The organism is Enterococcus italicus DSM 15952, assembly GCF_000185365.1.
In the GTDB taxonomy this organism is placed as follows: domain Bacteria; phylum Bacillota; class Bacilli; order Lactobacillales; family Enterococcaceae; genus Enterococcus_G; species Enterococcus_G italicus.
Window position 1 is genome coordinate 1,369,503 of record NZ_GL622241.1, and the last position, 20,446, is coordinate 1,389,948.

Annotated in this window: 22 protein-coding genes and 1 pseudogene; 3 read left to right on the top strand and 20 right to left on the bottom strand. The window is 39.6% G+C overall.

The features are described from left to right. Positions 1-47 precede the first annotated feature (47 nt). The gene (gene queG / locus HMPREF9088_RS06400; RefSeq protein WP_040366592.1) at positions 48-1,187 is read left to right on the top strand and encodes a tRNA epoxyqueuosine(34) reductase QueG; all 1,140 of its coding nucleotides are present in this window, start codon (positions 48-50) and stop codon (positions 1,185-1,187) included. Between the two features lie 8 nt (positions 1,188-1,195). On the opposite strand, the gene HMPREF9088_RS06405 is transcribed toward queG, so the two are convergent. Beyond that, a complete protein-coding gene (locus HMPREF9088_RS06405; protein WP_007208356.1) occupies positions 1,196-1,717 on the bottom strand; it encodes a hypothetical protein in 522 nt (173 codons plus the stop codon). A gap of 80 nt (positions 1,718-1,797) precedes the next feature. Between HMPREF9088_RS06405 and HMPREF9088_RS06410 the strand changes: the two genes are divergently transcribed. Then, the gene (locus tag HMPREF9088_RS06410; RefSeq protein ID WP_007208357.1) at positions 1,798-2,001 is read left to right on the top strand and encodes a hypothetical protein; all 204 of its coding nucleotides are present in this window, start codon (positions 1,798-1,800) and stop codon (positions 1,999-2,001) included. 104 nt (positions 2,002-2,105) lie between these two features. On the opposite strand, the gene HMPREF9088_RS06415 is transcribed toward HMPREF9088_RS06410, so the two are convergent. The 17 genes from HMPREF9088_RS06415 to HMPREF9088_RS06495 form a co-directional block, all read right to left on the bottom strand. Further along, positions 2,106-2,468 (bottom strand): TIGR02328 family protein, encoded by a 363-nt coding sequence (locus tag HMPREF9088_RS06415; protein WP_040366596.1) that lies wholly within the window; start codon positions 2,466-2,468, stop codon positions 2,106-2,108. A 374-nt stretch (positions 2,469-2,842) separates the two neighbouring features. Next, a complete protein-coding gene (locus tag HMPREF9088_RS06420; protein WP_040366598.1) occupies positions 2,843-3,520 on the bottom strand; it encodes an ABC transporter permease in 678 nt (225 codons plus the stop codon). A gap of 4 nt (positions 3,521-3,524) precedes the next feature. Further along, positions 3,525-4,445, bottom strand: coding sequence for an osmoprotectant ABC transporter substrate-binding protein (locus tag HMPREF9088_RS06425; protein WP_007208360.1), 921 nt, complete (start codon positions 4,443-4,445; stop codon positions 3,525-3,527). After that, positions 4,442-5,080 carry an ABC transporter permease gene (locus HMPREF9088_RS06430; RefSeq protein ID WP_007208361.1) on the bottom strand — a complete coding sequence of 213 codons (639 nt, stop codon included), beginning with the start codon at positions 5,078-5,080 and terminating at the stop codon, positions 4,442-4,444. Before HMPREF9088_RS06430 ends, HMPREF9088_RS06425 begins: the two co-directional genes overlap by 4 nt. Before the next feature lie 2 nt (positions 5,081-5,082). After that, positions 5,083-6,246, bottom strand: coding sequence for a betaine/proline/choline family ABC transporter ATP-binding protein (locus HMPREF9088_RS06435; RefSeq protein ID WP_007208362.1), 1,164 nt, complete (start codon positions 6,244-6,246; stop codon positions 5,083-5,085). A gap of 161 nt (positions 6,247-6,407) precedes the next feature. Then, positions 6,408-6,881, bottom strand: coding sequence for an Lrp/AsnC family transcriptional regulator (locus HMPREF9088_RS06440; RefSeq protein WP_007208363.1), 474 nt, complete (start codon positions 6,879-6,881; stop codon positions 6,408-6,410). An 80-nt stretch (positions 6,882-6,961) separates the two neighbouring features. Then, positions 6,962-8,137 (bottom strand): MFS transporter, encoded by a 1,176-nt coding sequence (locus HMPREF9088_RS06445; RefSeq protein ID WP_007208364.1) that lies wholly within the window; start codon positions 8,135-8,137, stop codon positions 6,962-6,964. 9 nt (positions 8,138-8,146) lie between these two features. Then, the gene (locus tag HMPREF9088_RS06450; protein WP_007208365.1) at positions 8,147-8,905 is read right to left on the bottom strand and encodes an amino acid ABC transporter ATP-binding protein; all 759 of its coding nucleotides are present in this window, start codon (positions 8,903-8,905) and stop codon (positions 8,147-8,149) included. A gap of 11 nt (positions 8,906-8,916) precedes the next feature. Beyond that, entirely contained in the window at positions 8,917-9,891 is a 975-nt protein-coding gene (locus tag HMPREF9088_RS06455; RefSeq protein WP_007208366.1) for a D-2-hydroxyacid dehydrogenase, read from the bottom strand. A 12-nt stretch (positions 9,892-9,903) separates the two neighbouring features. Then, complete coding sequence (locus tag HMPREF9088_RS06460) at positions 9,904-11,130, bottom strand: aminotransferase-like domain-containing protein (protein WP_007208367.1); 1,227 nt, start codon at positions 11,128-11,130, stop codon at positions 9,904-9,906. Positions 11,131-11,141: 11 nt separating this feature from the next. Next, complete coding sequence (locus HMPREF9088_RS06465; RefSeq protein WP_040367324.1) at positions 11,142-11,888, bottom strand: amino acid ABC transporter ATP-binding protein; 747 nt, start codon at positions 11,886-11,888, stop codon at positions 11,142-11,144. A 2-nt stretch (positions 11,889-11,890) separates the two neighbouring features. Continuing rightward, positions 11,891-12,601, bottom strand: a complete 711-nt coding sequence (locus HMPREF9088_RS06470; RefSeq protein WP_007208369.1) for an amino acid ABC transporter permease — start codon at positions 12,599-12,601, stop codon at positions 11,891-11,893. A 15-nt stretch (positions 12,602-12,616) separates the two neighbouring features. Further along, positions 12,617-13,438, bottom strand: a complete 822-nt coding sequence (locus HMPREF9088_RS06475) for a transporter substrate-binding domain-containing protein (RefSeq protein ID WP_007208370.1) — start codon at positions 13,436-13,438, stop codon at positions 12,617-12,619. A gap of 26 nt (positions 13,439-13,464) precedes the next feature. Next, on the bottom strand, positions 13,465-14,223 hold the full coding sequence (locus HMPREF9088_RS06480) for an amino acid ABC transporter permease (RefSeq protein ID WP_040366599.1): 759 nt from the start codon (positions 14,221-14,223) through the stop codon (positions 13,465-13,467). 280 nt (positions 14,224-14,503) lie between these two features. After that, the gene (locus HMPREF9088_RS06485) at positions 14,504-15,190 is read right to left on the bottom strand and encodes a DUF554 domain-containing protein (protein ID WP_007208372.1); all 687 of its coding nucleotides are present in this window, start codon (positions 15,188-15,190) and stop codon (positions 14,504-14,506) included. Positions 15,191-15,192: 2 nt separating this feature from the next. Continuing rightward, on the bottom strand, positions 15,193-16,221 hold the full coding sequence (locus HMPREF9088_RS06490) for a 3-deoxy-7-phosphoheptulonate synthase (protein WP_007208373.1): 1,029 nt from the start codon (positions 16,219-16,221) through the stop codon (positions 15,193-15,195). Between the two features lie 308 nt (positions 16,222-16,529). Continuing rightward, positions 16,530-17,609, bottom strand: coding sequence for a S66 family peptidase (locus HMPREF9088_RS06495; RefSeq protein WP_007208374.1), 1,080 nt, complete (start codon positions 17,607-17,609; stop codon positions 16,530-16,532). 190 nt (positions 17,610-17,799) lie between these two features. Between HMPREF9088_RS06495 and tuf the strand changes: the two genes are divergently transcribed. Further along, positions 17,800-18,987 carry an elongation factor Tu gene (gene tuf / locus HMPREF9088_RS06500; protein ID WP_007208375.1) on the top strand — a complete coding sequence of 396 codons (1,188 nt, stop codon included), beginning with the start codon at positions 17,800-17,802 and terminating at the stop codon, positions 18,985-18,987. A 207-nt stretch (positions 18,988-19,194) separates the two neighbouring features. Here the strand turns inward: tuf and HMPREF9088_RS06505 are convergent, their stop codons facing one another. Together HMPREF9088_RS06505 and HMPREF9088_RS06510 are read right to left on the bottom strand one after the other, a co-directional pair. Further along, on the bottom strand, positions 19,195-20,118 hold the full coding sequence (locus HMPREF9088_RS06505) for an SMP-30/gluconolactonase/LRE family protein (RefSeq protein WP_007208376.1): 924 nt from the start codon (positions 20,116-20,118) through the stop codon (positions 19,195-19,197). Positions 20,119-20,225: 107 nt separating this feature from the next. Further along, positions 20,226-20,446, bottom strand: a pseudogene (locus HMPREF9088_RS06510) (GIY-YIG nuclease family protein); the annotation flags it as partial.

Sequence of the window (20,446 nt, forward strand, 5' to 3'; positions counted from 1 at the left end):
TCATTTAGTCTGATTCGTGGTATAGTTTTAGGTGGGAGGTGACCGACTTGCTAACCTTAAAAGAAAAAATTATTGCAGAAAGTAAGCGAATCGGAATTGATAAAATTGGGTTTACTACGGCTGACCCTTTTATTGAATTAAAAGATTCTCTAGAAGAACAAAAAGCGGCTGGCCATACTTCAGGCTTTGAACACCCGAATATCGATGAGCGGATTTACCCCGAACGGACTTTTGATAATCCAAAAAGCATCATTGCCATCGCTCTTGCTTATCCGACTAGAATTCATGAAAGAATGCCCAGAGATCAAAGGCGTGGGCAATTTGCTAGAGTTTCGTGGGGAATTGATTACCATGATGTATTAAATGAAAAGCTGCAGCAGCTCATTGCCTTTATCCAGGCAGAAACTGCAGGTGTCGATAGCCACTTCAAGCCCCAAGTCGATACTGGTGAATTCGTCGATGTTGCCGTAGCACAACGCGCGGGTTTGGGATTCATTGGTAAGAACGGCTTATTGATTACGGAGGAGTTTGGCTCATTCGTCTACCTAGGAGAAATTGTGACCAATCTTTCGCTTGAACCTGATGAACCTGTAGCCAATGGTTGTGGCGATTGCACGCGCTGTATCACAGGCTGTCCGACGACGGCTTTACTAGGCGATGGTCGCATGAATGCCAAACGCTGTCTCTCTTATCAGACGCAAACAAAAGGCATTATGCCAAATGAATTTCGTAAAAAAATGCATACTGTCATTTACGGTTGTGATATTTGCCAGCTGGTCTGTCCTTATAATCGTGGCAAAGATTTCCACTTCCACGAAGAAATGGAACCAAAAACCGATGAAGTCTATCCGCCACTCGTCCCTTTGTTATCAATTTCGAACAAAGAATTTAAAAAACAGTATGGTCATTTGTCAGGCTCTTGGCGTGGGAAAAAACCTTTGCAACGAAATGCTCTCATTGCTCTTGTTAACTTAGGTGCTAGGGAAAACTTACCAGAAATTATGCGTTGTCTGAAAGATCCACGTCCAGTTATCCGTGCGACAGCAGTATGGGCAACCGCTGAATTAACGAAGAAAGAACCAGCGGAAACCATTGCTCTTTTTGAAGAATTGCTCCTGGAAGAATCAGATGAAGAAGTTCAAGCGGAAATTAAAAAAAATCTCCACTATTTAGCGAAGATTTCCTAAGAGTCAACTTACTTTTCAATTGAAAAGTAGTTTCTTTGATTTAAATAACGAAACACTGGATATAGAATCACGTAAAAAATACCATTTACGACTGCATGTACCGCGTCAAAGGAAACTCCTTGCAAATAGTACACCCAATAATTAGTCATGCCATAAATAAAATAATCAAATATGGACATGATAAAGCCGTATAAGAAGCCTGCCACTACCGCAAAGATAACTTGTAAGATGAGACTTTTTTGAAACACAGGTATTTTTTTCAAAAATTGGAAAACCAGTAAAATAATTGCATAAGCTAAAATTTGTTCGACCGTCCAAATACCAATCCCAAAATAAAGACTCGTAATCACTAGCGATAGTGCTGCGACAATGATGCCTCTTTTGACACCATTATAAAAGGTGAATAATAGAAAAATAGTCGTTAGTGGTTGAAAATTGGGTATGAATTGAAAAGCAAATCGCCCAACAACACAAGCTGCCGTAACCATTGCCAGTAATGTTAATTCTCTCGTTACGTATCGTTGATTCATAAATTTATTCCCCTTTTAATAAATTATTGGATCATCAGCATAATTAGTTTACATAATTTTATTATAGGAGGTTTTTTGAGATGAATACAGCCAAAGAAATCGAATTAAGTGTCCAACAGGTATTGGAAACAATGCGAGCAAGTAGCTATCTTTGTGATAGCTATGGCAATAAAATTGAACAGGTCACCGCTATTGGAGAGTCACTTTTAAAGATTGAGTTTGCGAACAATCAAAAAACACTGATTGAGCATGTATCACAATTTCGTTGCTTTATTGCAAAATAAGCGAACTTTTACAAAATGTTTACTTAAAATTGATTTCAGTACGATAAGCTAACTATATCAAATAAGCATTCTAAAACCCTCACTCTCCCCCTATAGTGAGGGTTTTAGATGTATACACCTTTATTTGCTAGGTTCTCTTTGCATTCATTCAAATAGTCTAGATTGTGTTCTGGATAGATTGGATGATGGGAAACTGTTTCGCTAAGAGTTAAAAAAGCATCACATTTTTTCCCTCTGTACAAGGGATTCAGCCATTCCTCACTCACCTTGTATCCCCTTGACTTCATTTCGTCCATTACCAACTGGTGATAGTCAACTAAATAAGAAGGCGGATAATGAAAAACATAGTTCACCGTTGCATGAGGTTTTCCCCAACCGTTTCCCCGTAAGGCACAGCATTCGCGATGCTGACCTAATAATTGCTGGCGCGGCAGCTTTTCAATTAAATCTTGATGCCATAAACGCATGAATCCCCCATTCCTTTCGAATTCTTTCAACTAATTAGCAAAATAACCTATATTAAGGTACCACAGCCCAATCACTATAGACTATAAAACTGCTCGCAAACGAAAAAAACTATGACAAGATGGTCCGAGTACTAACTTCGGAAATTTAAAATATTCTCAAACTATTAAAAATTTTTTTAAATATTGTCAGGAAAGCTGCTTTTGGAACCCATTTTCATATTGATGAGTGTGAATGTATGTCGAAAAAATCAAAGTCAGCCAAATCAACTTACGACGAAAAAAGCCATAAAATCCAAAGCTTAGAATAAACTTCAGATTTTATGGTCTTCTTGCTTGTATCTTAGTGATTTCCTACCAACCACTTTTACTCGCTTCTATGAATCAGTCCGAGATGTCTTCGTTGTCGGATCAAGTCTCCGTTCAACAATCCCTAACACCCAGTCTGTCATAATGGCCATTAATGCTGTAGGTAACGCTCCCGCTAAAATAATCGCCGTTCCATCAGTTGCATTCGTCCCCCGGATAATAATATCTCCTAAGCCCCCTGCCCCGACAAAGGCACCGATTGCCGTAATACCAATAGCTACGACTAAGGCATTTCGAATCCCCGCCATGATCACAGATACCGAAAGCGGTAGTTCAATCATAAATAAACGCTGCGTAGCCGTCATCCCCATTCCTTTTCCGACATCAATAATATCTCGATCAACTTGGATCATACCTGTGTAGGTATTTTTGATGATTGGCAACAGTGAATACAAGGTTACTGTCACAATCACTACATTTACCCCTAATCCTAATCCAATCATTAAAATCGAAACCATCGCGAGAGAGGGGACTGTTTGAATAATATTCGCTAGACGAATAACCCAGTCAGCCAGGCCACGTTTCTTGGAAATTGCGACTCCAATTGGTATCGCGATGATTGCAGCAAACAACACACCGTAGATTGAAATCAAAAAGTGACGAAGAAATTGACTAAAGACGTAGGTACCATTTTCTTTAAAATAATACACAAATTGCTCCAAAACATTCATATTTTGCAAATCCATTTCATCACTCTCCTTCAAAATACCTATTTTTTTCAAGAAATTCTTTGGCTACGACACTTGGTTCGACTAAGTTATTGTCTGCCTCAAAATTCAGCTTTTGCATTTCATCTGTTGAAATCGTACCAGCCAATTTGTCAATAATTTCTTGTAGTTTCGGTTGTTCTTTTAGAAGTTTGTTGTCAATTATCGGCACCGCATCGTACGGTGGAAAGAATTTCTTGTCATCTTCTAACATGACAAGATCATAGCTACCAATCCGTCCGTCGGTTGAATAACCTAATACGATATCCATTTTACCTGCCGCTACTGCATCATACACCAAACCAATTTGCATAGGTAAGATTGTTTTAAATTCAAATCCATATGCTTTTTTAAACCCTTCATAACCATCACCAGCCCGGGTAATCCAAGCTGGATCGACGCCAGCAGACAATTGATCAGCTACATTTTTCAGGTCACTGACTTTTGATAAATGATATTTTTCCGCTGTCTCTTTTGTCACTAAGTACACATATGTATTATCAAATCCGTATGGTTTTAACCACGTTTCATTGTAGCGTTTTTCAAATTCTTTACTGACAATATCATATGCTTCGGTCGGATCTTTGACCGGATCAAGTCCAAGTGTGGTCGTTAAATCCGTTCCCGTATAACGTGCAGCCGAAATTTGTGCATCGCCATTCATCATCGCTTGATGATTAATGGTGGTTGTCGCCAAGTTATTGATGATAGTCACTTTATTATCTGTATAGTGCTCAATCATACCAGCAACCAAACTAGCTAAAATCTGAGATTCCGATGTAATTCCGCCAGTTATCGTAATAGTCTTTTTTGAATCACTGCTAGAAAGTCCAGGTAAAGAACAAGATGCTAAAAAGACGAGGAAACTGAAACACAGTACGATGATGTAAGATTTTCTTTTCATTCCTCTACCCCCTTCAATGCACTAGGAGTAAGCATTTTTTCGACTAAGCCTAATAAATAGTCAGCTAATAAAGCTAAGATGGTCACTGGAATTGTCCCAGCAAAGATGAGTGCTGGTTGATAATTATTTAACCCACTAAAAATCAGATCACCCAACCCACCTGCGCCAATATAAGATGCTAAAGTCGCCCACGCAATCACATAGACGGCCGCTAAACGGATACCAGCCATAATCGTCGGCATTGCCAAAGGAAGCTCGACTGAAAAGATTGACTGTACATTCGTCATCCCCATTCCTTTTGCTACGTCTACGTAATCTCGGCTAACATTTTTCATCCCGATATAAGTATTTCTTAATATCGGTAACAACGAATAAATAAACAAGGCGACAATCGCTGGCGTCTTTCCTACACCAAAAATTGGAATCATTAGTGCTAACAACGCCAAGGAAGGAATCGTTTGTAAAGCACTGGTTAAGCTAATCACGACATTAGCTATTTTTTTAAAGCGCGTCAATAAAACGCCAAATGGCACAGCCACAAGCACACCTAAAACCAGAGCAAAAGCCGAGATATACAAATGTTGAATACTTTTTTGTATTATGTCATTTCCATATTCTGCAAAGAAGTTTTCCATTACTAGACCTCCTCTTTGGCTGATTCAACTGCTCCACTAACTGTTTCTTCTTCGCCCCAAATAACATCATAGACAATATCCACTAGTGAAGCTCGCGTTAGAATGCCCACAAGTCGTTTCTCTTCATCGACCACTGGCACATACTTAATTCCTCTAGTCAAAATCCTACGCAAAGTATCCCGTAAAAGTGCCGACTGTTTTACAAAGAAGACTTGTGGATTCATGACTTCTCCGACTGACTTCCCTGATCCCCGTTCACGGTCGATGACTTCGACATCGATATAGCCTTCAAGGTGGTTCGATTCATCCACGACTAGTAGTGTATCCACTCGTTTTTGCCGCATCAAGCGAATGGCTTCTTGTAATGAGTGTTCGCGCGTAATCGTAATTGGATTGGCCAGTGCTACTTCACCAACTATTGTTGCATCCGGTTTCGCTTGCAATAAGCGGTCCTCACCGATCAGCTCTTCGACAAACTCATTGGCTGGATTCCGTAGTATCTCGTCAGGCGTGCCAAATTGAATTACTTTTCCGCCACTCATGATCACAATGCGATTCGCTAATTTTAACGCCTCATCCATATCATGGGTAACAAAGACGATGGTTTTTCCTAAACGCTCTTGCAAATCTTTCACCAAATCCTGCAAGGCGTCTCTCGTGATTGGATCTAGTGCGCCAAAAGGTTCATCCATTAATATAATATCCTGATCAGCAGCCAATGCGCGCACCACCCCGATCCGCTGTTGTTGCCCACCTGAAAGCTCGCTTGGATAACGATCGAGCATCTCTCTAGGTAGTTCAACAAGATCAATCATTTTTTCTGCTGTTTTGTTTCGTTCTTCATCGCTAACTTTTAACAGTTTTTGCACTAAGGTAATATTATCGCGAATCGTCATATGTGGCATAAGACCAATACTCTGAATGACATAACCGATCTTTCTTCTTAATTCTACCGGATTAAGAGATTGTATATCTTGGCCGTCGATTAAGATCTTCCCCTCAGTTGGTTCATTCATCCGATTAATCATACGCATACACGTAGTCTTCCCGCTACCACTCGTACCAATAAAGCAAATAAATTCACCCTTTTCAAAGGACACATTGACATCCTCGACGGCGATTTTTCCACCCTTGTAAACTTTTGTAACGTGTTGGAATTCGATCAAAACACTTCACCTCTTCTTCTTTTTTGTGTCTACATAAATAAGTATGGGTGAAAGACTAAGAATGCACAATTATTTTGCACGAAATAGATTTTATTCCAGCACAGACGTTTTTCTATAAAAATAAAAAAAGCTTTCAAAAGAAAGCTTTTCCCTATATTTTATCAATCTTTGTGATTCTTTTTATTTAAAGAGACATTCTCTTCAGAAAGATGTAGTCCTCTAGGTCCAATATGGGTAGAGAAGACAATGTTTGTTTTTGTATCACCAAATTTTTGAAGTTGATTTATGAATTCATCCAATTCAACCGTATTCGGAAAAAATACTTTTAACATCATCGAATATTCACCAGTTACACAGTCACACTCCGTAACATTCGGCACATTTTCAATGAATGTATAAAAATTTTGTTTATCTTTGGCATTAACAGCGCAATGGATATACGCTTTTATTGAAAAACCTATTTTTTGATAATTTAATACGGCTTGGTAAGAATTAATAAATCCACGATTTTCCAAATTTTGTAACCGAACAGAAACAGAAGGTGAGGAGATAAAACATTCCTCTGCCATTTGTTTGACGGTTTCTCGTGCATTTTTTTGAAGAATATTTAATATATTTTGATCAATTGCATCCATTCATGACACCTCACTTTTTTTTATTTTAGCGAGTAATTCACCAAGATGCAAGTGATTTTTGCATTTTATGTTATATTTTCTTACATGTGGAGTGTTTTTCTGAAAAAAATCACGAAAAACAAACTGATTCCTGCAAAAAAAGCACAACTTAGATACATGATTGTAAAGTTTGTTAACGAAGCAACGACACCCCATAGTAATACGCCTCCGCCATATGCGACGTCCAATGAAGCTGAAAAAATAGCAGTCGCTTTCCACCTTTCTTGTGGCAAAGTATTTTCTAAGACGATGGTATTCATCATCGGAAGTAAGCATGCATAGCCAATACCATACAACACAGCAGCAACTATCAATCCCCAAAAAGAGGTCGTCCATGCAATTGTCAGAAAGGAAATACCAATACTAACAATGCTTCCAACAACCAAAACCATCGATTGAATGCGAATGAAGATACTCGGTAAAATGAAACGAATGCCAACCATTACCAAGGACATAATGGTAAAATAATAGCCTGCGCCACTGATATGCTTTTCATTTGCAAATTGTGCGATAAAGGAAACTACACCAGAATTGGCAAAACAAATAAAAAATAAAATGGCGCTCGGAATAAGGATCGTTTTGCGTTTACTTAGCGCTTCCCCCTCTTGTTTTAAGCTGCTCTTTTGCAGCGTACTATGAGCTTCATAGCCATCACGAATCAGGAAACTGAGTAAAAAGGCAATCAATACAAACACAAATGCACATTGAAACAAACGTTCGAAGCCAAACTTACTTGCAATGGTAAGTCCAATTAAAGGACCAATTGCGCTAGGCAATGCTTGAGCAATGCTAAAATACCCTAAACCGGCTGCTAATTGATCTTTAGGAATGCAATCGGCTGCAATCGTACTTGTCGCCGTACTTTGAATACTATTTGCTACTCCTTGGACCATACGTAAAACCAATAAAATGAGGATGGTTTTATAAAGTGTTAAAAAACCAAAATCAAGCAATAATAATACAATCCCTAAGATTAAGAGGCGTTTACGTCCATATTTATCAAGCCAGATGCCTACAGGAAAACGAGTCACTAACGCAGCTAGTCCTAAGATACCGACTATAAAGCCAGACATAGCTTTGGAGCCACCCAATTGACTGACGTAAATTGGCAGTGACCCCATTTGCATAGTGACTGCTGTCGTAGCAAACGTACTGACGATCATTGTTACTATAAAATTTTTTGACCAAATTTTTTCGGATTGTTGGACTTCTTCCATACGCCCTCCTTAGGCAGACATGACTTCTTTAAAGCGCACTTGAGATAGGAATTGCTTCGTGCGATCTTCTTTCGGATGATTAAAAACGTCATCCGGTGATCCTTGCTCAATAATGTATCCATCTGCCATAAAAATAACTTTGTCTGCAACCTCTTGCGCAAATTGCATCTCATGAGTGACGACAATCATTGTTTGCCCACTATCAGCCAGACTGCGCATGACACTCAAAACCTCACCGACTAATTCAGGATCGAGAGCCGAGGTCGGTTCATCAAATAGTAAAATTTCTGGTGTTAGCGCCATCGCCCGTGCGATCCCTACCCGCTGCTGCTGTCCACCAGATAATTGGATTGGATACATATCCTTTTTATCCTCTAGTCCGACTTGTCGTAAAGCATCCAGTGCGATTTGTTCCGCTTCTTTCTTTTTCACTTTGCGTGGTGTCACTAACCCTTCCATGACATTTTTCAAAATAGTCATATGACTGAATAGTTCGTATGATTGAAACACCATTGCCGTCTTCAAAGCAATTTCACGCGCTTGTTTTGCGCCAATTGATGCTAAATTGTACATCGTATCGGCAAGTTGATAATTCCCCTCATTGGGTTCTTCAAGTAGATTTAAACAGCGTAAGAAAGTTGTTTTCCCTGAACCACTGGGACCGATAATACAGACCACTTCACCACGATGGATGGTCAAGTCAATCCCTTTTAAGATTTCATTTTTGCCAAATTGCTTCTTTAAACCAAAAACTTGTGCTTCAATCATAAGACCACTCCTTATAATGATATTGTGTTCATTGATGCCCCAGATTCTAAAATATCGCGTGCATTGTTCAATGCAGTCTCGGCAATTTCTTTGACTGCAAGTTGTGTGTAATAGGCAATATGCGGCGTGATAAAGACATTCGGATAAGCCATCAAATCTTGATAAAATGGATTTTGCTCTTGTCCTACTTGAAAGTACTTCTCTTCATCTTCCAGTGTATCTAACATACAACCACCCTCACTGTGTTCTAACCAACGAATCAGTGCTTTCGTGTCAATAATTTTTCCTCTAGCCGTGTTGAGGATTTTAGCAGTCGGTTTCATTTTAGCAAAGAGTTCATCGTCAAAAAGATGCACCGATTCCTTTGTCAAAGGTATATGTATGGATAAGATATCAGCCTGACTAACCACATCTTCTAACGAAAGATAGCTGACCAGCGAGGCAAGCCCCTTGTCTTGTGTGCGACTATAGGCCAGGACAGTTCCACCCATAGCGACGATTGTCTGAGCGACTACTTTGCCAATTCGACCCGTGCCGATAATGCCGACCTTAATATCTTGAATCTCATCGCCAATCGCTGTTTTTCTGACTAACTGATCATCTGTGTGCATACGCATTGGAATATTGCGAGCGAGCATTAGGATTGCCATTACGGCAAAGTGTCCGACCGACGTAGGACTGTATGCGGGGACATTGGTTACTTGAAGGTGATATTTTTTCGCCCACTCAAGATTAACACCATCGATACCTGTCGATTTAATCGACAACTGCTTCATACCATAATTACTCAACATCCGATAAAAAGTCTCATTTTCGCGCATATCAACACTGGGATAAAGACAGATACCGTCATGACCTTTTGCATATTCGATGGTTTCTTTACTGATTTGTTCTTTTCTTATTGTGACAGGAATTTTATGAAGGAAGGACCATCGTTGAATGAATGGTTCCTCCTCTTCACTTACTCCATAATAAATTAATTTCATACACGACTCTCCTCAGATAGCTTTTGATACTTGTTCAACACGAGCAAAGCTGATGGCATCTTGCATCTGCTGAATGCCAAGTCTAATATCTTCAATCGTTGGTTTTGTAAAATTCAGACGGAAGAATTTTTCATATCCTTTACCGGCAACACTCATAATGTTACCAGGAATCACGATAACTTTGTGATCAAACAAGTAATCTAAGAAGGCTTCTTCGTCGACATCTTCTGCTAACTCACAACAGATAAAGTAGCCACCAGTCGGTTCAATGTAGTGTATAGCATCTTGGGGAAGCTTTGCTAATTCTTCTAACATGACCGTGAGTTTTTCACGATACAACTCTTTCAAATAAGAGACATGTTGTTCAAAATCATAATTTTTCATGAACTCTGTGAGCAATACTTGCCAATAAAAATTGGTGTGAGAATCAGAAACTTGTTTGGCTAATACTAATTTTTCAAAGATTGCTGGTGGCGCCATGACAAATCCCAGCCGTGTACTTGGTGCGAGAATTTTTGAGAAAGAGCCAGCATAGATAATCAAATCATCTGTATCAAACGACTTCATCTTAGGGATGGCATCGCCAAAGTAAAGCAAATCACCGTACGGATCATCCTCAAAAATGAGTAGACCATATTTTTTCGCTATTGCATAAATTTCCTGCCGTTTTTCCAGTGGAATCGATGTGCCTAATGGATTTTGAAAGGTAGGAATCAAATAGAGTAACTTAATGCGATGCTCTGTATCTTTTGCCAACAGTTCTTCTAAGACTTTCGTGTCGATGCACTCCTCATCAACATTCATCGGCACGGGAACAGCTTTTGCACCGTATCCTTTAATCGCATTGACTGCTCCGGAGAACGTTTGCTCCTCACAAAGGACGACATCCCCTTCATTACATAGAACTTTAATGACTAAATCCATTGCTTGTGTCGAACCCGAGACAATCATTAAGTCATCGTCACTCGCAATCGCAGACTGTTTGGCAATCCGTTGTTTGACTAATTCTCTTAATTCAGGTAAGCCTTCACTAGCACCATATTGGAGAAACGACTCTGGATCAAATTCGGTATACATTCTTTCCGAAATGGTCTTTAATGTCTCCATCGGAAAGGCATCAATTGATGGGTAACCATAGGCAAAAGAAATCACATCTTTTGCTTCCATATTTCTTTTCGCATTTTCTCGTAAGGGTGACCCTTGTAATTGGTTAATTCGATTCGCAAATTGATAGTGCATCTAGTTTCCTCCTATACAGCAAATTGATTCGTAAAACGTGAAAGAAAGGCTTTTGTCCGTTCTTCTTTTGTGTGTTCAAATACTTCTTGCGGTGATCCTTGTTCGACGACGTAGCCATTTTCCATAAATACTACTTTATCAGCTACCTCATAAGCAAATTTCATTTCATGTGTGACTAAGACCATCGTCGCACCAGTCTCAGCAATCTCACGAAGCAAGGTTAATACTTGGCCAACAAGCTCAGGGTCAAGTGCAGAGGTCGGTTCATCAAATAAAATGACTTTTGGATTGAGCGCTAATGCACGCGCAATGCCAATCCGCTGTTGCTGCCCACCTGAAAGTTGACTAGGATAAAAGTTGCCCCGCTCCGATAGACCGACCTGCTCCAATAAATGCGTTGCCAACTGATAGGCTTCTTCTTTTGATTTTTTTTGGGCCATCATGACCGGCATTGCAATGTTTTCAATCGCCGTCTTATTTTGAAACAGCTCATAATTTTGAAAAACCATTGCCGTTTTTCGCTGATGAGCTAAAATCTCTTTTTCTTTGGCCTTACCGACTTCGATTAATTGATTATCCAAGGTCATTTGTCCTTGATCCGCTCGCTCCAAAAAATTTAAGCAGCGAAGAAACGTCGTCTTTCCTGACCCACTCGGACCTAACAAGACGACCACCTCGCCTTGATGGACATCCAAATTGATTCCTTTCAGTACTTCTTTTTTGCCAAACTTTTTATGTAAATTTCTTACTTCTAACATGGTCATAAAGAAGCCCTCCTTAATTTCCGATTCATGCGTTGCTCGAATAGCTGCGCACATTTTTCGATAATAATACTAATCACCCAATAAATAATCGCAACCGCCACATAAGCTTCTAAAAATCGGTAGTTTTGCTGAGCTGAGATCTTCGCCGCAGCAAAGACATCCACGACACTGACCATTGATGCTAGTGCAGATGCTTTGATTAACGTAATCAGTAAATTACTAAACATCGGTACGGACACTGGAAAAGCTTGTGGCAATAACACTCGTCTAATTGTCTGGAAACTGGTCATTCCTAAAGATTTTGCAGCATCGAATTGTCCTTTTTTTATCGAAGAAAATGCTCCACGAAAAATTTCACTACTATTAATGATGGATAAAATACTTAAAGCAAAAATCGCAATCCAAATCATATTAAAATCTTTAAAACGAACCGACCAGTGCATCGCTTCTGCTAGATCATCAAATTTCTTTGAAGCAATCAAATAGCTTGCCAAAATAATTAACACAATCGGTATCCCTTTAAGTAAGGTGATAAATACTTGGAAAAAAGGCGCAATCACTTTGATTTTGTATTGTCTTGCTAGAGCAATCAATAGGCCAAAGAAGATACCTATGACTAAAGAGGAACCCGCCATGAAAAGCGTGGTTCCTATATAGTGACTAGCAATCTTTAAAGAATTTATCATTGTCGAAAAATCAAAACTCATAGTTGCTCACCCCTCTTAATCTTTTGGAACATAATCTCCATCTAAATATTTTTCAGATAGCTTCTTAATCGTGCCATCTTCTTTTAGTTCTTTCAATGCAGTATTGACCGCATCAATCAACTTTGTATCAGTCTTTTTATTAAATAACAAGTAAGCATCCGAGTTATGAACAGGTTCATCACCAATCTTTAGATCAACATCAAAGGTTTTATTGTAGTTATCAATTTGATATTTTGGTGCCAGGGTCGCATCCACCGCTCCAGACGTTAAGGCTTGAACGATTTGTTCGTTACTGTATTCACCATAAACTAAAGTAAAGGCATCAGGATTATCCTTTAAGTAATTTTCCGCCATCGCTGCTTGGTTCGTCGATGTCGTCACATAGACTTTCTTTCCTTTCAAATCATCAAAAGTGTTGTACGTTTCACCTTTATCTGGATCGTACGCGATATATGTATCCCAAACCACATAGCCGACATCACCATAAACAAATTTTTCTTTCCGTTCATCATTCACTTCATATTCATAAGCAGCCATTTGTGCTTTATTACTTTCAAGATTGGATAACGTCGTAGGGAAATCAGATCCTTCAAACGTAAAACTATAATCTTTCAATTTTTCGTCAATTGCTTTTACTACTGCGACATCATACCCATCATAGTCTCCATTTTCATCTAAATAAGCGTAAGGTAAGGCATCATTCCCTGTCGCAACGGTAACCTTTGTGACACTACTATCATCAGATGAACTTGATGCCGAACTACTGCTCCCACAAGCAGCTAATAACAGTGATAAAGCCATGACACTTAAACCTGAAACAAGAGTTGATTTTTTCATACATTTTCCCCCTAAGAGCTATTTTTTTATAATGAAGTTGTTTTAACCTTCTCTTTTTTTTGAAAAAAATGGAGCGATGGGAACGACACTTTTTTTCTAGATGCTTGTTCGAATTTCATTTGCTCCTCTAACCATACAAATGCTCTTTCAAGCACAAAACTTAATACAATAAAGATGACCGCAGCCCCTACATAACCTTCTAATGTATGGAAAGTAACAGCACCGATTGCTTTAGCTTTCCCTACTACGTCGATGACCCCGATTGTAAACGCTAATGAAGTATCTTGTAATAGTGCTACCGTTGTCGTTCCAAATGAAGGCAAAGCCACTCGCACCATTTGTGGTAAAATTACTTTGCGATAGGACTGGACTCGTGTAAGTCCACAAGCAATAGCGGCTTCTTTTTGTGTCGCAGGAACACTTAATATTGCGGCTCGAATCGTTTCAGATTGAAAAGCTGCCGTATTTAATCCATACGTAATATAAATGAAAAAGATTTTGTTCCAAGATGATACGTCAATATTTACCGCTTCTAACAAAGTCGGGACGCCATAATACACTACATAAAGTTGTACTAAAATCGGTGTCCCTCGTATAAACGAAACAAAAATGGCACTGAGTTGAGTCAATATCGGGATCTTTTCTACTCGTATGAAAGCAATGATACTACCTAAAACGAGTCCTACTAATGTTGCAATGACTACGATCATTAACGTAACAGGCAATGCACTTAGTATTTTGGGAAAGTATTGATACACTAATTCCCAATTGAAAAAACTTTTCATGGCCATTCCTCCACATTGCAAAAATCTGAATTTTCTGATTTTTAAAAGCATAACTTGTTTCACTAACTTTTCCTATATTTCCCTTGTCTATAATCGAAATATTTTATAAATTGTGAAGTTCACCTTATCTTCATCAAAATAAATCGATTTCATCTATAAATTATTAAGCACAAAAAAACCATAAAATCCGTAAGTTTCTTTGTAAACTTTTGGATTTTATGGTTTTTTGTATTAGTAATTCGTTCTTTTACACAGATTATTCGGATTTAGCATCAAAAAATTATAGACCGAGTGTAATCGACAAGAAGACAGTAATAATCATGGCAACAAATAATCCCGGCAAGAGATTCAGTGTTGGAAGCTCTTTGATTTTTAAAATTGCCAATCCTGAAGCAAAGATCAATATCCCTCCGATAATCATCGGCTCTACAAAAAGTGTCGGATCTAACGATTGCTGAAAAAGAAAAGCCACTAAGTAAATGCTTCCTTGCCAAATAAATAACACCAGCGCAGCCCACATGATACCAAAACCAAATGTTGCTGCTAATACAATCGAAGTAATTCCATCCAATACCCCATTTGTAATCAAAAAAGTGTAATCATGATTGATTGCTGCTTGAATCGGCCCTAGTATCGACAGACTGCCAATACAAAATAGTAACACAGCCGTTGTCAGGCCACTTGCTAAACTACCATTTGTACCTTGGTCAATTTTTGAATTCATCCTTTGTTGTATCTGCAAGCTTTCACCGATGACAGCACCGATTGCCAGACTTAGGATAAACACTATTGGGTACTGGCTTTTTTCTAGATTTACGACTGTTGTATGGAGACCGATAGCAATCGCTACTAATCCCATTGCCTGTAATAAAATCTTTTGGAAACGCACCGGAAATCGTTCCCTTAAAAATCCTCCGATGAGGGACCCTATGATAATGGTACTCACATTAAATAATGTTCCCCACATAGCTAGACATTCTGATGGATATAGTTAACCAAGTCGGCAGTCTTATCCCATCCTAAACATGGGTCAGTAATCGATTGACCATATTCTTGCGAGCCGCCTTCTCCGCGACCATCCGCCAAGTAACTTTCAATCATTAGCCCACGAACTAGTTTACTGATTTGTGGATTCCAAGCACGGTTAGTTAACACTTCTTTGGTAATACGGATTTGATCCAAGTATTTTTTCCCTGAGTTGTCATGATTTGTATCGATTAGCACAAATGGATTGCTAAAGGATTCTTTGTTGTACATCGCAGCTGCTTCTAATAGGTCTTCATAGTGATAATTGGGTTTAATTCTACCACAATCATCCAATCCACCACGTAAGATTAGATGAGACAATGGGTTTGAGCTTGTTGATACCTCTACCCCATTGTAGATAAAGGATTGCGAACGCTGAGCCGCATGCAGCGCATTAAACGCCACGGATAGATTCCCACTTGTTGGATTTTTAAGGCCAACTGGTGCATCAATTCCACTTGCAACAAAGCGATGTTGTTGATTTTCAACCGAGCGTGCACCAACTGCATGGTAACTTACGAGGTCTGACACGAGTTCAAAGTTTTCTGGGTACAACATTTCATCCGCTGTCGTCAAGCCAGTCTCTGTTAATACGCGACGATGAATTTTGCGTACTGCAACCATACCACGAATTAAGTTAACTTCTTCATCGGGTGATTGTTGGTAAAGCATCCCTTTGTAGCCATCGCCATTTGTCCGAGGCTTATTTGTGTAAACACGTTGAACAATAAATACTTTGTCTTTTACTTTTTCTTGTAATTCAGCAAGGCGCTGCGCATAGTCAAATACCGCTTTTTCATTGTCTGCCGAACAAGGACCGATTACTAGTAAGAAGCGTTGATCTTCCCCGGTAATAATTCGTTTTAATTCTTCATCGCGCGCAGTTTTGTAGTCTGCTTGCTCTTTCGTCAATAACGACGTATTCTTTACCAAATCCAAATTTATTTTTTTGCTTAGTTTTTCAAAACTCATACTATTCTTCCTTTCTACATGCCCTTTTCTATTTAAGAATGATATCTCAAAAACAAGACAAAAAAATCCTTAGCATCACCTGCTAAGGACGAATAATTATCCGCGGTACCACCTTAATTGAAGAATAACTCTTCCACTTTACGTCTATTTAATTCTAAACCAACCTGACGTACTTCAACTTGACACTATCATCGATTTGCAGCAACCATCGACTTTCTATAAGAGGGAATGCCAAATTTACTTCATTAGGAGGTAACGTCCATACGTTAGCTGAACTATAGCACAAGACTCGTTTTCACGTCAATACTTTATCTGAATAAACTCTCATTAAAGCGTATCACTTGGGAAATGGTATCGACCGTCACGTTAATACCATACGGCAATACTGTTCGTGGATACGCATGACCAAATGGAAAGTTATACGCAATCGGCAGTGACTCATCCGCAATGGTATCAAGCAATACTGATTTATATTCTTCATAGAAGCACTCATCTTGCGGTTTTCCTACAATAATTCCTGCAATTTGTGAGAAGACACCAGTCTCTTTTAAAATGCCTAGTTTTTGTTTGTACGCTTCTGGTGAGATTTTTTCTTCGCACGTTTCTATAAATAGAATCGCACCTTGCCATTGTGAGCTTTCTGGCCAGAGGTGATAGTTTGCTGTAATTGTCTTTTCATCTGGATACCGTTCCCCAGATAAAAAATCAGTCAAGCTTTCAAAGCAACCACCTAATAGATGGCCAGTAAAGCTCGGTGCCCCTTGCAACAGTTCAAATCCTCGGATATCTTGGTGACTACTACGCGCCTCTCCTTTAGCTTTGGCTGAAAAGTCTTTACGCTCCTCGTACCAGATTGCACTCGGTAAGATGGTTTCTTGAAGTGGCTCTTCTGCTATAAACTGCTCGATAGCTGATTTGGTATAGGGAAGCATGGCTGGCCCAATGTCTCCAAAATCGGTAAGAAAGGATGGACCATAAAAAGTCTGCAACCCTAGCTGATAAAACATCAGATGATTGATCGTCGTATCTGAATAGCCGGTAAAAATCTTCGGATGCGCTACTACAGCCTCACGAAATTCTTCATCCTCCATCAAATACGGCAATATCTGATACGTATCATCGCCCCCAATCGCGCACACAATACCTTTGATACGTTCATCCAAAAAGGCCGCCTTGATATCTTCCGCTCGCTTTTCTGGATAATTGCGAATATAGTCACTTCCCGCAAGTGCGTGCTTCGTAAATACAGGCTCTAACCCCATCTCTCTCATACGCTTTGTACCAATTTCTACATTACATGCACAGTGGTCATCACCTAAAATACCACTAGATAAACTTACGATGGCAACTTTGTCTCCTTTTGCTAGACGAGCTGGTTTTTTTCTCATGTCGTTCCTCCAATCTAAGTCACTAGACACTCAAAGACTAATCCTTGTTGCTCTTATCCTAAAAGAATCCTACCCAAAAAGCAATGGCAAGTGTAATTAATTGACTTTGACTTTATTTGACCTATAATGAAGGTATCAAAGATAGTGCTTACAAATTGTAAGACACTACAAATAATGGAGGGATTTTCAAATGGCAAAAGAACATTACAGTCGAACAAAACCACACGTAAATATTGGAACGATTGGACACGTCGATCACGGTAAGACGACATTGACGGCGGCGATTACTTCTGTTTTAGCCAAAAAAGGTCTAGCAAACCCTCAAGACTACGCAAGTATTGATGCCGCTCCTGAAGAACGCGAACGTGGGATTACGATTAATACCGCTCACGTCGAATACGAAACCGAAAAACGCCACTATGCGCATATCGATGCTCCAGGACATGCGGACTACGTAAAAAACATGATTACCGGTGCCGCTCAAATGGACGGTGCGATTCTCGTCGTCTCAGCGACTGACGGACCAATGCCCCAAACGCGTGAACACATTTTGCTTTCACGACAAGTAGGTGTAAAAGATTTAATCGTCTTCTTAAATAAAACAGATTTAGTTGATGACGATGAACTGATTGATCTAGTCGAAATGGAAGTTCGTGAACTCTTAAGTGAATACGATTTTCCTGGCGATGATATTCCGGTCATTAAAGGCTCTGCATTAAAAGCACTAGAAGGTGATCCTGATGCCGAAGCTGCCATCATGGAACTGATGGATACTGTCGATGACTACATCCATACTCCAGACCGTGATACGGACAAACCATTGCTATTGCCTATCGAAGATGTCTTTACCATTACCGGGCGTGGGACCGTTGCTTCTGGTCGAATCGATCGCGGTACTGTAAAAGTCGGTGACGAAGTAGAAATCGTCGGTATCAAACCTGAAACCCGTAAAGCAATCGTTACCGGAATCGAAATGTTCCGTAAAACATTGGATTTAGGTGAAGCTGGTGATAACGTGGGTGTCTTATTACGTGGTGTCGATCGCGATGAAATTGAACGTGGCCAAGTTTTAGCAAAACCAGGCTCCATTACTCCACATACTAAATTCAAAGGTGAAGTCTATGTCCTTACAAAAGAAGAAGGCGGTCGCCATACCCCATTCTTCAACAACTATCGACCACAATTTTACTTTAGAACAACCGATGTCACTGGGAATGTCGTGCTTCCAGAAGGTACAGAAATGGTCATGCCTGGCGATAACGTCACCATCGAAGTCGAATTGATTCACCCAATTGCCGTCGAAAAAGGGACAACCTTCTCTATCCGTGAAGGTGGCCGGACAGTCGGATCTGGTATCGTAACAGAAATCGAATCATAAAAGCTGAACGAAAGCTAGTCAGCCACAAAGAAAAAGCCCATAACATCCAAAAGTTGTTTTCAAACTTTTTGGATGTTATGGGCTTTTTGTCTTTATAGGTCATTCTCGGATTTTTAATTAGCATTTGCAGCCCTCTCGGAAATTTTAGAACTGATTTTCAGAATTTCTGATTCATTACTCAGAGCTAAACGCTTTTGACACATCCTCTTATACAATGCCTGGACTCAAACTTTTACAAGAATACAGCCATGAGCCGCCATGACCTTCCCCATCATTCGAGCAAAGAATCATTTTTTTCTTATCTGGATAGATTGCAACTGAAGTCGAACGCATCATTTTTTGATTGATTCGCTCAGGAATGAGCACTTGCTCGATTGGATTACCATTACGATCAAAAACCATTACGCGACCTTGCATATACATCGCGACATATAAATGATCTTGTACGTCAATACAAATTGAATCCGGTCCTTCTAGCCCTGTAAAGTTATAAGGTACGGAACTTCCATAGTTGGCAATCACTATCGGATCATCTGTCATCGTCAGATAGTGCAGACGATTTTGACTCATCTCAGTCACCCACAGACCATCCCCCGCTAAATTTAACACAACTCCATTTGGCACCGCCATATTCCCCATGACTTTGGTAATCGTTTGATAATCAGGTGCAACATAGTAGACACCGCCAGTCGGCTCACAAGAATACCCTTTAAAGTCCGTAAAATAGAAGCCGCCATTTTTATCAAAAGTTAAATCATCGACCACATAGCCTAAAGAAGAATCAACAACGACTTGGACGTCACTTCCATCAGCATTCATCGAAATCACACTACCAGTTGATTTCATATCTCCTAAGAAACAAACAAAGAGGCGTCCATCTTGACGGCGCTTGACCGTTGCAGGATTTTCATCTGGAAACGAAGCAATCTGCTTCAGTTCCATCTCATCTAACGAAAGACAATACACCCCACCACCAAACACATCAACAAAAAACAAATGCCCTTGACCATCAAAGCACAATCCTTCGAGCTGCATTTGACTATCCGACACTTTAAACCAGGGCTTTGCTTCTTTTATCGGAATAGCTCTTTCATTATATGGAACGGACGCTATTAATTCTGACTTACTCATTGTTTCACCTATCCTTCACGCTTCATCGTAATAAAACCGTTTACAGGTTCACTAGAATTGTATCATGAAAATTTGAGAACTATAATGAAATTTTTAGCCGATCTCTTTTATTTTTGCATTCCTTTATTACGGTTATAGCCCCGAGTGAATCCATTATAAGCCAAGATCGCCTCATGGTCCAATTCATTCAATGTTATACTACTGCTTTTACTAAGAGGAACAAATTGAATCGAAAAATTAGTCCCATAACGAAAAACCGCGTATACGTCAGGATTGCCTTTCCCTAAAAAGTGTTGACGAACGCGATCCAACATACGAGTACTCGGTT

Bases quoted from the DNA above. Each gene is read 5' to 3' on its own strand.
- HMPREF9088_RS06405 (WP_007208356.1), bottom strand. From the start codon at position 1,717: ATGAATCAACGATACGTAACGAGAGAATTAACATTACTGGCAATGGTT.
- HMPREF9088_RS06410 (WP_007208357.1), top strand. From the start codon at position 1,798: ATGAATACAGCCAAAGAAATCGAATTAAGTGTCCAACAGGTATTGGAA.
- HMPREF9088_RS06415 (WP_040366596.1), bottom strand. From the start codon at position 2,468: ATGCGTTTATGGCATCAAGATTTAATTGAAAAGCTGCCGCGCCAGCAA.
- HMPREF9088_RS06420 (WP_040366598.1), bottom strand. From the start codon at position 3,520: ATGGATTTGCAAAATATGAATGTTTTGGAGCAATTTGTGTATTATTTT.
- HMPREF9088_RS06425 (WP_007208360.1), bottom strand. From the start codon at position 4,445: ATGAAAAGAAAATCTTACATCATCGTACTGTGTTTCAGTTTCCTCGTC.
- HMPREF9088_RS06430 (WP_007208361.1), bottom strand. From the start codon at position 5,080: ATGGAAAACTTCTTTGCAGAATATGGAAATGACATAATACAAAAAAGT.
- HMPREF9088_RS06440 (WP_007208363.1), bottom strand. From the start codon at position 6,881: ATGGATGCAATTGATCAAAATATATTAAATATTCTTCAAAAAAATGCA.
- HMPREF9088_RS06445 (WP_007208364.1), bottom strand. From the start codon at position 8,137: ATGGAAGAAGTCCAACAATCCGAAAAAATTTGGTCAAAAAATTTTATA.
- HMPREF9088_RS06450 (WP_007208365.1), bottom strand. From the start codon at position 8,905: ATGATTGAAGCACAAGTTTTTGGTTTAAAGAAGCAATTTGGCAAAAAT.
- HMPREF9088_RS06455 (WP_007208366.1), bottom strand. From the start codon at position 9,891: ATGAAATTAATTTATTATGGAGTAAGTGAAGAGGAGGAACCATTCATT.
- HMPREF9088_RS06460 (WP_007208367.1), bottom strand. From the start codon at position 11,130: ATGCACTATCAATTTGCGAATCGAATTAACCAATTACAAGGGTCACCC.
- HMPREF9088_RS06465 (WP_040367324.1), bottom strand. From the start codon at position 11,888: ATGTTAGAAGTAAGAAATTTACATAAAAAGTTTGGCAAAAAAGAAGTA.
- HMPREF9088_RS06470 (WP_007208369.1), bottom strand. From the start codon at position 12,601: ATGAGTTTTGATTTTTCGACAATGATAAATTCTTTAAAGATTGCTAGT.
- HMPREF9088_RS06475 (WP_007208370.1), bottom strand. From the start codon at position 13,438: ATGAAAAAATCAACTCTTGTTTCAGGTTTAAGTGTCATGGCTTTATCA.
- HMPREF9088_RS06480 (WP_040366599.1), bottom strand. From the start codon at position 14,223: ATGAAAAGTTTTTTCAATTGGGAATTAGTGTATCAATACTTTCCCAAA.
- HMPREF9088_RS06485 (WP_007208372.1), bottom strand. From the start codon at position 15,190: ATGTGGGGAACATTATTTAATGTGAGTACCATTATCATAGGGTCCCTC.
- HMPREF9088_RS06490 (WP_007208373.1), bottom strand. From the start codon at position 16,221: ATGAGTTTTGAAAAACTAAGCAAAAAAATAAATTTGGATTTGGTAAAG.
- HMPREF9088_RS06495 (WP_007208374.1), bottom strand. From the start codon at position 17,609: ATGAGAAAAAAACCAGCTCGTCTAGCAAAAGGAGACAAAGTTGCCATC.
- tuf (WP_007208375.1), top strand. From the start codon at position 17,800: ATGGCAAAAGAACATTACAGTCGAACAAAACCACACGTAAATATTGGA.
- HMPREF9088_RS06505 (WP_007208376.1), bottom strand. From the start codon at position 20,118: ATGAGTAAGTCAGAATTAATAGCGTCCGTTCCATATAATGAAAGAGCT.